This window comes from Gordonia humi, from assembly GCF_014197435.1.
Taxonomy (GTDB): domain Bacteria; phylum Actinomycetota; class Actinomycetes; order Mycobacteriales; family Mycobacteriaceae; genus Gordonia; species Gordonia humi.
The window spans coordinates 4,378,132-4,390,941 of the sequence record NZ_JACIFP010000001.1 but is presented as its reverse complement, the minus strand read 5'-3'; the positions used below and the strand labels follow the sequence as shown (position 1 = coordinate 4,390,941).

Below are 12,810 nucleotides of genomic sequence, written 5' to 3'. Positions count from 1 at the left end.
CACGCCGATCCGGCGGGACCGGGCGCACCGCTACAGTCGACACCGTGGGCAAGAGCAGTGAACGGGTCAATTCCAAGTACGAGCCGCAGGCGACGTCGAGCAGGTCGTCGTATGTCCTGATGGGTCTCGGCGCGGTGATCGTGGTGGCCCTCGTGGTCTTCGGTGTCCTGTACATGACCCGAGACAAGGGCGGTCCGGTCGACGACAAGGTGCTCGCCGAGAACGCGGCCTTCATCGTCGGCGACAAAGCCGCTCCGGACACGATCGATGTCTTCGAAGACTTCCAGTGCCCGCACTGCAAGGACTTCGAGGCCTCCTCCGGTGCCGCGATTCAGCAGAAGGTGGCCGACGGTGCGATCCGTGTCCGCTTTCACATGCTCAACTTCCTGGACTCCGAATCGGACTCGGGCGATTTCTCCTCGCGAGGTGCGGGCGCCGTCCTCTGTGTGGCTCGCAACGGGGGAGACCGCGACGTCTTCTGGAAGCTTCACTCGGCACTGTTCGCGAAGTCGGGCGACGACCCGTCCAACGCCGAGATCGCCACTCTCGCAGCCGATGCCGGTGCGACGCCGGAGGCGCAGAAGTGCATCACCGACGGCGCCCTGGTCGACGAGGCGCGCAGCATGGCCGACCAGTCGAGCAAGCAGCTCGCCAACTCGAACGACGGCAACGTCGCCACGCCGACCGTCCTCTCGGCCGGCACCCGCGTCGACGGAATCACCGACGGTACGGGCTGGCTCGACGATGTGATCGCCAACCCGCCGTCGGCCCGCAAGTCGCCGTCCTGAACCTGCTCTGCCGTCGCGTAGCCGTCCCACCTGCCGATTTGGCCGCCCGCTCGCCGATACGGTAACTTAATCAACGCACTCAGGGCGGCCACGCGAACAGTGCGAACAAGTGAACACGGGGCTATGGCGCAGCTGGTAGCGCACCACACTGGCAGTGTGGGGGTCAGGGGTTCGAGTCCCCTTAGCTCCACGTAAGTTGAGAAAATCGAAACTTGCCCCGTCTGATGGCGGGGCAGGTTCGTTTCTAGCCCCCGATCGGCCGTGGCGTGGCTGAGGATGCCGGCGACGGGCTCAGTTGCTTTGTAGGTGACGTTTTCCTCTTCGTCGATGACGATCTTGTCGAACAGGGCGCGGTTGAGGAGGCGTCGTTCGGCGGGTTCGCACTTGCTGTAGAGGTCGTCCAGGTCGGTGAGGATGCTGGTGATCTGGTCGAGTCCTTCGCGTGCGGTGGCGTATGTGTCCGTGAGGTTGTCGAGCCGGGTGTTGATGATGTCGAGGCCGGTACGGATGCGGTCTTGTTCACTCTTGAGCAGGTCGAGTGGGATCGCGTCGGCGTAGTGGGCCTGGACGAGTTTGAGCCGTTCGGCGTCGAGTTTGTCTCGCTGGGTTTCGAGGAGTTTCCGTTCGTCGTCGCTGGAGGCTTCGAGTTGGTCGAACACCTTGTTCAGCACGGCGCGCACGGCGGCAGCTTCTTGCTCAGTGATGCTATTGGTGCCGTAGGTGGCTTCGATGCGTTGTTCGATGCGCGGGGCGAGGACTGCTGAGCGTGTGCAACCGTTGCGTTTGCGGCGCCTGCCGGTGCAGGTGAAGTATTCGTAGCGGTCGCCTTGGTTGTCCCGCGGGCGTTCGATCATGAGTTTGGCCTCGCAGGAGCAGTGCAGCGATCCTTTCAGGTAGTGGTCGTACTTCTGGGCTCGTTCCCCGCGTGCGTTCTTGGCGTCGAGTTGAGTTTGGACGCGCAGCCATGTCTCGGTATCGACAAGAGGTTCGTGGGTGCCGTCGTAGGTGACACCGCCAAAGGTGACGGTGCCCTGGAAGTACGGGTTGGTAAGGATCTTGTGCAGCCCGGTCGTGGTGACTGGCTTGGCGGGTCGTGATGGTGTGGGCCGTGTCGTCAGTCCCCGAGTCTCCAGCTCTCGTGCCAGGGAGGACAGGGACCAATCTCCAGTGGCGTAGGCAGTAAACGCGAACCGGATGAGGTCGGCACGTTCGGGATCGATCTGGATGTCTCGAACCTCGCGGCCGCCTGCGTCGGCGGTGCGCACGTTGAGGTAGCCGATGGGAGCTTTGGTGGGCGTGCCACCGATGGTCGCCTTCTGGGTCATGCCTTTGAGGACTTCTTGGGCGAGGTTGAGGGAGTAGAACTCGGCCATGGACGCGAGGACTGATCCATCCCGGTGTTTCCGGAGAGCTCAGGTCGTGAGTGCCTCCTCCGGATTGAGGGTGGCGATCCGATCGTAGTGGAGTCGCTCGGCGTGGTCGGGGGTGAGGTCGTGGCAGTAGCTGTGAGGCCGCTGCCGGTTGTAGAACGCGACCCATTCGGCGGTGGCCAGTGACAGTTCCGCGACGCCGTGGAATCGGGGCTGGTTGTCGACGAGTTCGTTCTTGTAGTCGGCGTTGACCGATTCGGCTAACGCGTTGTCGTAGCTGTCACCGATGCTGCCGATCGAGGCGGCGATCCCCGCTGCGGCCAGCCGTTGCCCGAACGCGAGAGCCGTGTACTGCGACCCCGCATCGCTGTGATGAATCAGATGATCGAAAGCCGTTGTGCCACAACGTTTCCGGTTGTCAATCGCGTTGTCGATAGCGGTGGTGACCAGGTCGGAGGTCATCTCCGCGGCGACTTTCCAGCCGACGATCTTGCGGGCGAAGACGTCGGTGACGAACGCGGTGTAGGCCCAGCCGCCGACGGTGCGGCAGTAGGTGAAGTCGGCCACCCACAGCCGGTTGGGTGCGGCCGCGTAGAAGTGGCGGTCGACCAGGTCGGCCGGCCGGTGATGCTCGGGGTTGGGGGTCGTGGTGCGCGGGGACTTTTTCTTCGACGCCCCGCGCCAGCCCATCTCACTCATGAGACGCTCGACGGTGCAGCGCGCCACATCAATTCCATTGCTGCGCAATATGATCCATGTCTTGCGTGAGCCCAGGACGCGGGTCAGCGGGTGCTGCCGGCGCATGGTGAAAATCGCGTCGATGACGCGAGCATCCGCCCGCATGCGCGCCGACGGACTCCGCCGACGGTACTCGTAGTACGTGGACGGGGCGATGGCCATACCGTGCTCGGTGAGCACCTGGCACATCGAATCGACTCCCCAGACAAGACCATCGGCGCCCACCCGGTTTCCCTGGTGAGCGCCGATGAACCCCACGATCAGCGATGTGGCCGGTCGATCTCGGCCGCGAAGAAAGCTGATGCCGCCTTCAGGATGCCGTTGGCACGTTTGAGTTCGGCGACTTCCTTGCGGAGCCGACGCACCTCCTCAGCCGTATCGGCCGAAGCGCCGCCCGAGGAGACCGAGGCGGCCCCGACGCCGGGGGCCTTACGCACCCACTGGCGCACCGTTTCGGCTGCGCCCACACCGAGCAGGTCCGCGGTCTTCTTCATCGCCGCCCACTCCGTCGAACCCTGACCCACCAACTCCACCACCATCGTCACCGCGTCACGCTTCAACTCCGCCGAGTAGTGCTTCGTTCCTGCTGCCATGAGATCCATCTTCCCTTGAGACGAACCCTCCGGAAATCCCGGGACGGATCAGATCGCCCCGGAGACGGTTGCGGCGAGGATCGGTCGTTCGCGTGGGAGCAGCGTGTTCGCGATGTGCGGGGCGGCGAGGGCGATGAACATGATCGGTCCGGCGACCGCGGTGGTGGTGGCGGTGAGGAGCACCGCGGAGACGGTGAGCGTTGTTCTCGTGCGGGGCACTCGTAAGCCGAGTGCGGTCGCGAGGTCGTCGCCGAGGGTGAGGATGCGAAGTGTCGGGAGAACGGCGGCGGTGGCGATTCCGATGACGGCCAGGGTTGTGAGGGCGGGCCAGGCCTGCGCCCAGCGAATGTTGTCCAGGGTGCCGGCGGCCCAGATGGAACCGGTTGTCGCGGTGGCGGTGTCGGTGCGGTAGAGCAGCCAGGTGTTGACCGCGGCGAGAAGGGCGCTGATGGCGATCCCGGTGAGAATGAGGCCGCGGCCGCCGCTTCCCGTGTGACGAGCGAGGGCGAGCACGAGGATCGCTGTCGTGAGCCCACCGACGATGGAGGCCACCGCGATAGTGAGGAACCCGCTCGCCGGTAGGAGGAGCAGCATGAGGAGAACACCGGTGTACGCGCCGGTGTTGAAGCCGATCACGTCGGGGCTGCCGAGCGGGTTGCGGGTGAGGGATTGGAAGATCGCGCCGGCTGTGCCGAGGGCTGCGCCGAACGCGAGGGCGGTGAGCGCGCGCGGCAGCCGCCAGGACAGAACGACGGTCGTCGTGAAGTCGTCGGCGCGTCCGAGGAACGCGTCGAGTACTTCCTGCGGGGTCAGCGGCAGGTCGCCGGAAGCGAGCGAGACGAGGATCAGACCGGCGAGTGCGAGGAACGCGGCGGCCCACCGCCATGCGGTCCGATCGCCGGGTTTGTGATCGATCGAGCTTCGGCTCATCGGCGTCTCTGGAGGAGAAAGAGCATCGCCAGCGCCCCGAGGGCTGCGCAGACGATCCCGACGGGGATCTCTCCCGGCCAGAGGATGATCCGGGACAGGATGTCGGCGGTGAGGACCAAGCCGGCGCCCGTGAACGCGGATACGAGTAGGAGCGGTGCGGTGCTGGGGCCGGTGAAGGGGCGGACGATGTGCGGCACCATGAGGCCTATGAATCCGATGGGCCCGGCGATCGCGGTGGCGGCACCGACGAGGCATACGGCCGCGAGCCCGGTGCCCGCTCGGGTGGTCAGGGGGTGTGAGCCGAGGCCGCGGGCGAGGTCGTCGCCGAGAGCGAGCGCGTCCATCGGGCGGACCAGCAGAAGTGCGATCAGAGCGCCGGCGGCCAGTATCGGGAGTGAGAGGGTGATGACCTCGCGGTCGGGGCTTGCGAGCGATCCGGCGGACAGGCTCGCATCGCGTCGAGAGCTCGGGGGTTCAGCAGGGTGATGGCCGACTGGATGCCGGAGATGGTCATACTGAAGGCGACTCCGGCGAGGATCAGCTGAGACCCGTCCGCACGCCCCCGGAGGCCGAGGATGAGCACGACCGTGGTGACCGCTGCGGCACCGATGATCGCGGAGGCCGCGATCCCGAGGGCGGAGCGGAGCCCGAGCCAGCTCATACCGATCGTCACCGCGAACGCGGCCCCTGATCCGACGCCGAGCAGTCCCGGGTCTGCGAGGGGGTTCCGGGTCATCGCCTGCATGAGCGTCCCGGCCCAGGCCAACGCAGCACCGACGAGCAACCCGGCGAGGGTGCGCGGGAGACGTACCTGGCCGATGAGGGTGCGCACCTCCTCCGACCCTCTGCCGTCGACGATCGCCATGATCTCGGCGGGGCCAATGGGTCGGGAACCGATCAGGATGCTGGCGGAGGCGAGCAGGCCCACCAGGATGGCTGCGATGAGCACCGCTGCGAGGAGTCGTGGCCGGCGGGCAGCCGCCGCCTCCTCGAGCGGGCGGGTCACGTCGCGGGGATGAGTTCGAGGCCGGGGCGCAGCTCTTCGAGCAGCCACGGCACGGCCGCGACGTTGGGGTCTTGCAGGGCGGTCGCGGCATCGAGGCCGACGGGGACGTACCGCTGCCGCATGATCGGTTGCCGGGACACGATCGGGTCGGACTCGAACTTCTGCTGCAGGGCGTCGGACTGGTACGTCATGAACAGCACGCCCGCGTCGTTGAACAGCGGGGCCTGCTCGAAGCTCACGTCGATCGAGCCGGGCACGGAGCCCTGTCCGCCGAGTTCCGTGATCGCGGGGAGGGAGACGAGCCCGAGCTGCTGCATGAACCGGGCCGTGACGTTCTCCTGATCGACCAGGAACACGACCACGCCGTCGCGGGCCTGCCCGTACAGGAAGGTGCCGCCGTCGAGGTTCGGCAGTTCTTCCTTCGTCTTCGCGATGGCGTCGTCGGCCTGCTGAATCAGTTGATCGGCGGCCCCGGGGTCACCGAGGGCCTGGCCCACGCGTACCGCGGATTCCTTGCTGGCGGCCTGGTAGAGGCCTTTCTCGTAGGTGACGACGGGTGCGATGTCGCTGAGTTGCTGGTACATGGCTTCGTCCAGCGTGAATGCGGCGGTGGCGAGGATGAGGTCGGGCTTGGTGGAAGCGACCTGCTCGACGTTGATGCTCATCGGGTTCACCCAGGTCGTGTCCTCGGGGAGCGGGTCGATGTACGGAAGGTTCTTGTCATCGCCTACTCCGGCGACCGACGTGAACGATTCGGGCACGAGCACCACTTCCGCACCCATCGCCGATGCCAGCGCCACGTCGGCGTAGCCGAGGGCGGCGATCCGTTCGGGCTTCTTCTTGATTGCGACGTCGCCGTAGGCGTTGTGCATGGTCACCGGGAATGCGCCGTCGCCGGGCGCGGATCCGTCCGTGGAAGGCGCAGCGGGTCCGGAGGCGCAGCCGGCGAGCAACAGTGCGCCGACCAGCACTGCAGCCATCGCGGAGGCGGTACGGGTATGAACGGATCTGGGCATGGGTCTTTTCTCGTTTCTCTGGTGGGGTATGGCCTCAGGCGGAAGGCAGGATGCCTGTTACGGCTTCGAACACACGTGCCGGGGTCTGCGCCGCGTCGAGTTCCGGCCAGCGCGGCGTCAGTTCCGTGACGACGGGGAGCAGCGGGCGGGCTCCGGCGTGTTCGGGGAGAACGCTCGGGCGGTTCCGCTTGGCGCAGGTGATGGTGGCCTGCCCGAGGATGGTCGCGAACATGGTGCGGTAGAACACGAATGCCGCCTCGTCATCGAGCCCGGCGTGGCGTGCGCAGGAGAGGAACCCTTCCGGAAACCGGAGGCCGGCCGGGCTTGCGAGCCTGCCGGTGGAGATCAGGCGGATCATCCATGGGTGTTCGACGAGGAAGCCGTGCAGACACAGGGCGAGGTCGACAGAGTCCCGCGCGGGATCGTGCGACGGCGTCGGGAACACGATCGTTTCGGATACCCGCTCCACCAGCGCGAGCAGCAGCGCGTCGCGATCTGCGAAGTGGTGGTACAGCGCCATCGGGGTCACGCCCAGCTTCGTGGCGAGGGACCGCATCGAGAGCGCGGCTTCGCCATCGGAGCGCACGACGGCGAGGGCCTCGTCCACGACCTGCACGGGATCCAGTTTGCTCACGATGTCGTCCATTCTGTCTTAGCTAACCCTAACTATACGCGTATAGTTAGGGTGTGGCAACTACGACACCTCTCCTCGACCCGGCCGTCCTGCGACTGCTGCGTCCCTCCCTCCCGACACTGGCCGTCGCAGCGGCCGGCACGACGCTCTCAGGCCTGTTCGGCCTGGCCGCGATGTGGCAGATCGTGCGCATGATCGACACTCCAGGGCCCGCGCCGGTGGGTTGGGCCAGCGGCGCCTCGCTGTGCGGGGCGCTCCTGGCCGCGGGCGCTTCGTGGCTCGCGCACGCTGTCGAGGGGAGGTTCGAGGCGCGTGTGCGGCGCGAGGTGGCCGGTCGCCTGCTCCGGCTGCCGACCGCTCGCTTGGCCGCGTACCCGACGGATCACTCGCGCCGGCTCGTCTCAGAGGACGTCGCTGCGCTGCACCATATGATCGCTCACCTCCCCGCGGAGGCAGCCACTCTCGTCGCGGTCCCCGTGTGCTCCGTGATTCTGATGCTGACACTTGCCGGGCCCGCATCCCTCCTCGCCCTCATCCCGGGGGCGCTTGCCGGGGCGGCCTACCTCATGTGGATCCCGGGGCTCTCGGCGAAACACGGTGCCGAACGGGGCCGGGTGATGGGCGAGATCACGACTGCGGTCGATGACTACGCCCGTGGGATTCATGTCTTCCGTAGCTACGGCTCAGCGGACGGCGCCCTCGCGGACTACACGGACGCCACACGGCGCTTCACCTCCGGCATGCTCGCCTGGGTGCGCCGCGTCGCCACTCCCGCCGCGGTCGCCATCGGCCTGTTACAGGCGGTGTCCAGCTACGCCATCGCCTACGCGGTCGGCTCCGCCCGGGAGTCCGCCGTGCTCGCGGCGATCCTCCTGCTCGGCCTCGCCCTCGTCACACCCGCACTCCGACTCGGACACGGCCTCGACTACGTCACCGCGGGACGGAACGCCGCCTCACGCATCGGTGCGCTCCTCGCCGAACCCGCGCTACCGCACGGCGACGCGAACGCAGTCGATGGGCCGGGAGACATTCTGGCGGACGGGATCGTGGTCTCGGCGGAAGGTCGGACGATCCTCGACGGGCTCGCCCTGACCGCACCGGCGTCCGCGGTGACGGCGATCACGGGTCCGAGTGGTGCGGGAAAGAGTACCCTCCTTCGCGTGCTCGCGGGCCTCCAGCCGCCCGTGAGTGGCATCGTCAGAGTCGGCGGAACCGACGTGTCAGCGTTTTCCGAAGAGGCACGGCCGGAGGCGGTGCTGTTGATCCCGCAGAGCGGCGACGTGCTCCCAGCAAGCATCCGCGAGAACCTTCGCCTGACCGCCCCCGATGCCGACGACGCGACGCTGACGGCTGCCCTTGCTCGCGCCCAGCTCGATCTCCCGCTCGACACGGACGCCGCTCTGCTGTCCGGTGGCGAGCGCCAGCGCGTCGCGCTGACCCGCGCGTTCCTCGCGCAGACGGGCGCGATCCTGCTCGACGAGCCCACGAGCGCCCTCGGCGACGCGACAGCCACCCGCTTCTGGGACGAACTCGAAGAGCTCGCGCGGGCTGACGGGAAGACCGTCGTGGCGGTCACCCACGATCCGCGCCTCGCCCTCCGAGCCGACCATGTCCTCAGGCTCGCCCCGGCGGCCGCACCTGCGGAAGGAGACGACCGATGAATCGCAGCACCTCGGCACCCGAGCACGTGCGGCCGGGTCTTCCGGCCGCGGCGAGACGGCGGATGGCCTGGATCGGCGCCGGCTGGGTGCTCGCGGTCCTCGCCGAAGCCACCGCCTACACGGTCCTTGCCGTCGCGGTCCGCGACCGGGGCGGCGTCTTGCCCGTGGTCGCCGCGGCGGCTGTGTCGTTGGTCGCCACCGTGCTGGTCTCCCGCGCCGGATACCTGGGCGGCGCCCGGTTGGCCGGCGACCTTTATGCCCAGCTCGGCCGATCCCTTTCAACTGCGAAGCTGTCATGGTTCACGGCAGAGAACCGTGCGCTCGTGACCACCGTTGCCGGACGCAGCATACCGGCGCTGATGGGTGTGCCCGCCCACCAGCTGCAGACGTTGATCTGCGCACCGCTTGCCCCTCTTCTCATGGTCGCTGCGGTCGGGTTCGTGTCAGGCGCTCGAGAGGCGGGCGTGCTCGCCCTCCTGCTGCTGGCCGCCCTCGCCGCGCAGATGCTCGCGCAGAGTCACCTGCAACGCGCCGACGCCGAGCGTCATCGCATCGAACAGGAGGCGATGCGAGCGACGATGGAGTTCGTCGACCACCTCGAGCTGATCCGCACCGCCGCCGGCACCCGAGGTCTCGTCCGCGCGGATGAGGTCTGGGCGCGACAGGAACAGGCGATGGCGCGCACCAACCGGGCCGCGGCGCCCGCAACCCTCGCGTCTTCTCTCGCGTCGGTCATGCCCATTGCCGGGATGCTGATCCTGCTCGCCGTCTCCGGACAGTTCACGACCCCGCCGGAAGCTCTTGCGTTGCTGGTGCTCACCATCCGGGCGTCCGCCCCGATCGACGAACTCGCCCTCGCAGGCGTGAACTTCAACGAGGTACGTTCACACAGCTCGGCCTACCATTCGGCCGCGACGGCGCCGAGTCTGCCCGTCCCCGCTGACCCCGTCCCTCCGGCAGGTTCTGAGATCCGACTTCGGGACGTCGCGCATCCGCCCGCGCTCCGCGCGATCACCGCGGCCATTCCCGTAGGGGCACGCGTGCACGTCGCCGGATCCAGCGGCGTGGGCAAGAGTACGCTCCTCGGACTGTTGCAGCGTTTCGATGATCCCGCCGCGGGCGCTGTCACTCTTGGCGGCGTCTCGCTCTCTGCACTCGAGGAGGCAGAGATCACCGCAAGAATCGCTTACGTCCCCCAGGACCCAGTCGTGCTCACGGGTACGCTTGCCGACAACATCAGACTCGGCCGCCCCGGAGCCTCCGACGATGAGATCCTTCACGCAGCCGAGCGCGCCCAACTGGGCGAGGTGATCGCTCGCAACCCGCTGGGCATCCATCAGCACCTCGGTATTCATGGGCAGGCGCTCTCCGGAGGTGAACGTCAACGCGTCGCGATCGCACGCGCTCTCCTCAAGAACGCGCCGGTGCTCGTGCTCGACGAGGCCACCTCCGCCCTCGACGCGGCCACAGAGGAGCGGATCGCCGACGCCCTCGCCGACCTCGATGCGACTCTCGTCTTCGTCACGCACCGCGACCCCGCCATCTGGCGCCCTGACCGCACCATCACTCTGCAAGGGCCACAGCCGGCATGACCACCATCCGACACCGCGTCCGCGAACTCGCTCAACAGAACGTGCGTCTCGTCTCCGCCAACGCCGAGATCACCAGCATCCGCAGCATCGCCTCCAGCGACACACGCGCGTCACCCTCACCTCCGCGGACCCGGCCGATTACGAACCCACGCTGCCCGCAGATGGCATCGACATCGCCGAACATCTCCTCATCGCTGACGCCAGCACACTCCGCGCAGTGGCCACGATCGTCCGGGCGTCCGGGAACAGCAACCCCTCAGCGTGCTGTTTGGGCGTTTCCGGCGGGGGACCTGTCTGATCGCGATGGGGTTGAACGCCCAGCGGTGGGTCCCGGTGTCGCACCTCGGTTCTGGGAGGCGCCTCCGTGGACGAACGCTCCCGCGCCGTTTGCGGAGAGCGTCACCGGGTCTTCGCCCGTACCGTGTACCGATACCGATTCGTCGAGCGATCCCGTGACGCTCATACCCTGTGCACGAGCTGGTCGCATGGCGTCTAGTTCCTTGTTCGTGAGCCGTGTTCGAGGTCGTCTACGTGGTTCCACCGCAGCGCCGATCAACGGGTCGTCGGCTCGACCCTCGGAGTCTGCGTCCTCCCCGCGAATCTCTTGATTCCATGCGGAGACGAGCTTCTGAATACGAATCGCGGGAACTGACTACCCGCCGCCACTTAGACGAGACCGAGAGCCCCCGCTACTCTGGACGCGCTGTGGCCGAGGGTCGAGCGATCGACGTCGCTCACCTCGGAGACACACCGCGGACGATCCTCCCTCACCTGCGCACGCGAAGCCGCGTCGGCAGCTCCGCTCCGGGGCGACTATCGTGGCTGGCCCCAGCTCGGTGGCCGCACGGTCGCCGGCGCCATCGCAGCGATCCGCGAGGAGGTCACCCGATGACCGTGTACGCCGATGTCTCCGAATGGCAGACGCCGATCACTGACGCCTATCCGCACCGGCTCGTCGCGATCCGCTCGAACGATGGCGACTACCGCGACAAGAACTGGGCGACCAACCATGCGTGGTGTCGACGCGCCGCGGATGCCGGCCGCCTCGACTGCTTCATCGTCTACGTCGTGTACCGATCCAACTGGCAGGACGTCCTCTCGACACTCAAGGCACAGGTCGGGACACCGCACCGCAAGATGATCGTGATGGTCGACGTCGAGTCGTGGGGCGGGCAGATCACCGGCGACCACTCGACGCTGATCAACCATCTCGTCGATGGCGTCACGGCATGGCTCGGCGACCGGCGACGGGTCATCGCCTACGGCAACCGAGGCGACCTCGCGAACCTGTACCCGCAGCGGCCCGCCGGGCTGCGTCTGGTCGTCGCCGCGTACTCGTCGAACCGCCCATCGGTTCCCGGACAGATCTCCTGGCAATACACCGACGGCCAAGGCTACGGGCCCGCAGGTTGGCCCCAGGGAGCACCGCCGTGGGCGCGCTGTGACATGAACTCGACCACCCTCACATCCGACCAGTTCGCCGCGCAGTGCGGCGTCACCACAGGAGGAACCATGTCTGACTTCGACGATGCACGCGACGCTCGCGCACAACTCGTCGGCTCCACCCAGCCCGGCCAGTACCCCGGCTGGCCCCAACTCGGCGGCCGCACGGTCGTCGACGCGCTCGCCGCGATCGGCGAGAAGCTCGGCATCGACGGCTTCAAAGAGCCCAAGCAGGAAGACACTGACTGATCGCCGGAGCACACTCCGTGGGTCGCGTGACGCGCTCACGACCTCCGGTCCGACTTCCCTGAAGGTGCCGACTGACACCCGAAACACGTTCGGTTCCAGTCGAACACGAGAGGATCGACCCGCGGCAGGCGCGACCCACACGGATTCGGCGCGTTCACCGCTTCCTGATCCGCCCCGTTGTCGGCAGGTCGGGGAGGACCCGGGTCGCGCCGTCGAACAGTTCGCAGAGTTCGGCGCCCTCGTGACCGACGTCGGCGCCCGCCCGTACGCGGACGAGCGCGGCGTCGAGCGCTGATCGGATCGTCGCCGCCATGATCGTGGGGTCATGAGCACGGAAGTCGCCCGACCGCATGCCGTCGTCGAGGATCGCCTCGATGTCGGTGAGTTCGGATCTGTGTTCGCCTTGATCGGCGCGTGGTATATCCGGCGTCCGGTAGATGGCGGAGAGCGCAGTCATCTCGACGGAGTACTCGGCGTAGAACTCCAGACTCCCGACGATGAACGTGCGCAACGACTCCCGTGGACTCCCGGCAGAATCCACCCGTTCCCCGAGGGCGCCGTGGGCGAGACCGTAGACATGGGCCACCACGGCGGCGAACAACGAACGGCGATCACGAAAGTGATACGTGACCACTCCGCGGGTGATCCCGGCGCGCTCGGCGATCCGCGAGATACTCGCGCGGTCGGCGCCGACCTCGGCGACGACCTCGATTGCGGCGTCGATGATCTGGGTACGGCGTGCACGGTGGATGAACGTGTCGTTGTCGACGCGGGTGGACGGCATATGAGT

General features: G+C 67.4%; 12 protein-coding genes, 1 tRNA gene and 1 pseudogene. 6 read left to right on the top strand and 8 right to left on the bottom strand.

Going from position 1 to position 12,810, the window contains the following annotated elements; genetic code table 11:
- The first annotated feature begins 44 nt into the window (after positions 1-44).
- The 3 genes from BKA16_RS20310 to BKA16_RS23685 all read left to right on the top strand — a co-directional run bounded on the left by BKA16_RS20310 (position 45) and on the right by BKA16_RS23685 (position 1,552).
- Positions 45-788, top strand: a complete 744-nt coding sequence (locus BKA16_RS20310; RefSeq protein WP_343067546.1) for a DsbA family protein — start codon at positions 45-47, stop codon at positions 786-788.
- Between the two features lie 117 nt (positions 789-905).
- A tRNA-Ala gene (locus BKA16_RS20305) sits at positions 906-978 on the top strand.
- A gap of 76 nt (positions 979-1,054) precedes the next feature.
- The gene (locus BKA16_RS23685; RefSeq protein WP_221246932.1) at positions 1,055-1,552 is read left to right on the top strand and encodes a hypothetical protein; all 498 of its coding nucleotides are present in this window, start codon (positions 1,055-1,057) and stop codon (positions 1,550-1,552) included.
- A 186-nt stretch (positions 1,553-1,738) separates the two neighbouring features.
- Here the strand turns inward: BKA16_RS23685 and BKA16_RS24350 are convergent.
- The 7 genes and pseudogenes from BKA16_RS24350 to BKA16_RS20275 all read right to left on the bottom strand — a co-directional run.
- A pseudogene (locus BKA16_RS24350) lies at positions 1,739-2,113 on the bottom strand (recombinase family protein); the annotation flags it as partial.
- A gap of 87 nt (positions 2,114-2,200) precedes the next feature.
- Positions 2,201-3,489 (bottom strand): IS3 family transposase gene (locus BKA16_RS20295; protein ID WP_183369294.1). Its coding sequence is split into 2 segments (ribosomal slippage): positions 2,201-3,195 and positions 3,195-3,489, totalling 1,290 coding nucleotides; the frame shifts between segments, so codons are not numbered across the junction.
- Positions 3,490-3,537: 48 nt separating this feature from the next.
- Complete coding sequence (locus tag BKA16_RS20290) at positions 3,538-4,419, bottom strand: FecCD family ABC transporter permease (RefSeq protein ID WP_183372378.1); 882 nt, start codon at positions 4,417-4,419, stop codon at positions 3,538-3,540.
- Complete coding sequence (locus tag BKA16_RS24115; RefSeq protein ID WP_281378503.1) at positions 4,416-4,805, bottom strand: FecCD family ABC transporter permease; 390 nt, start codon at positions 4,803-4,805, stop codon at positions 4,416-4,418. The genes BKA16_RS20290 and BKA16_RS24115 overlap by 4 nt, the downstream gene beginning before the upstream one ends.
- A complete protein-coding gene (locus tag BKA16_RS24110; RefSeq protein WP_343067545.1) occupies positions 4,787-5,425 on the bottom strand; it encodes an iron chelate uptake ABC transporter family permease subunit in 639 nt (212 codons plus the stop codon). The genes BKA16_RS24115 and BKA16_RS24110 overlap by 19 nt, the downstream gene beginning before the upstream one ends.
- Positions 5,422-6,405: an ABC transporter substrate-binding protein gene (locus BKA16_RS20280; protein WP_246371836.1), complete on the bottom strand. Its 984-nt coding sequence runs from the start codon at positions 6,403-6,405 to the stop codon at positions 5,422-5,424. The genes BKA16_RS24110 and BKA16_RS20280 overlap by 4 nt, the downstream gene beginning before the upstream one ends.
- Before the next feature lie 70 nt (positions 6,406-6,475).
- Positions 6,476-7,087: a TetR/AcrR family transcriptional regulator gene (locus BKA16_RS20275; RefSeq protein ID WP_221246930.1), complete on the bottom strand. Its 612-nt coding sequence runs from the start codon at positions 7,085-7,087 to the stop codon at positions 6,476-6,478.
- Positions 7,088-7,128: 41 nt separating this feature from the next.
- Here BKA16_RS20275 and BKA16_RS20270 point away from each other — a divergent pair, with 41 nt between their 5' ends.
- The 3 genes from BKA16_RS20270 to BKA16_RS20260 all read left to right on the top strand — a co-directional run bounded on the left by BKA16_RS20270 (position 7,129) and on the right by BKA16_RS20260 (position 12,020).
- Positions 7,129-8,736 (top strand): ATP-binding cassette domain-containing protein, encoded by a 1,608-nt coding sequence (locus BKA16_RS20270; RefSeq protein WP_183372376.1) that lies wholly within the window; start codon positions 7,129-7,131, stop codon positions 8,734-8,736.
- Positions 8,733-10,328, top strand: coding sequence for an ATP-binding cassette domain-containing protein (locus BKA16_RS20265; RefSeq protein ID WP_183372375.1), 1,596 nt, complete (start codon positions 8,733-8,735; stop codon positions 10,326-10,328). Before BKA16_RS20270 ends, BKA16_RS20265 begins: the two co-directional genes overlap by 4 nt.
- An 888-nt stretch (positions 10,329-11,216) precedes the next feature.
- A complete protein-coding gene (locus BKA16_RS20260) occupies positions 11,217-12,020 on the top strand; it encodes a hypothetical protein (protein WP_183372374.1) in 804 nt (267 codons plus the stop codon).
- A gap of 154 nt (positions 12,021-12,174) precedes the next feature.
- Here the strand turns inward: BKA16_RS20260 and BKA16_RS20255 are convergent, their stop codons facing one another.
- Positions 12,175-12,804 carry a TetR/AcrR family transcriptional regulator gene (locus BKA16_RS20255; protein ID WP_183372373.1) on the bottom strand — a complete coding sequence of 210 codons (630 nt, stop codon included), beginning with the start codon at positions 12,802-12,804 and terminating at the stop codon, positions 12,175-12,177.
- Positions 12,805-12,810: the final 6 nt, after the last annotated feature.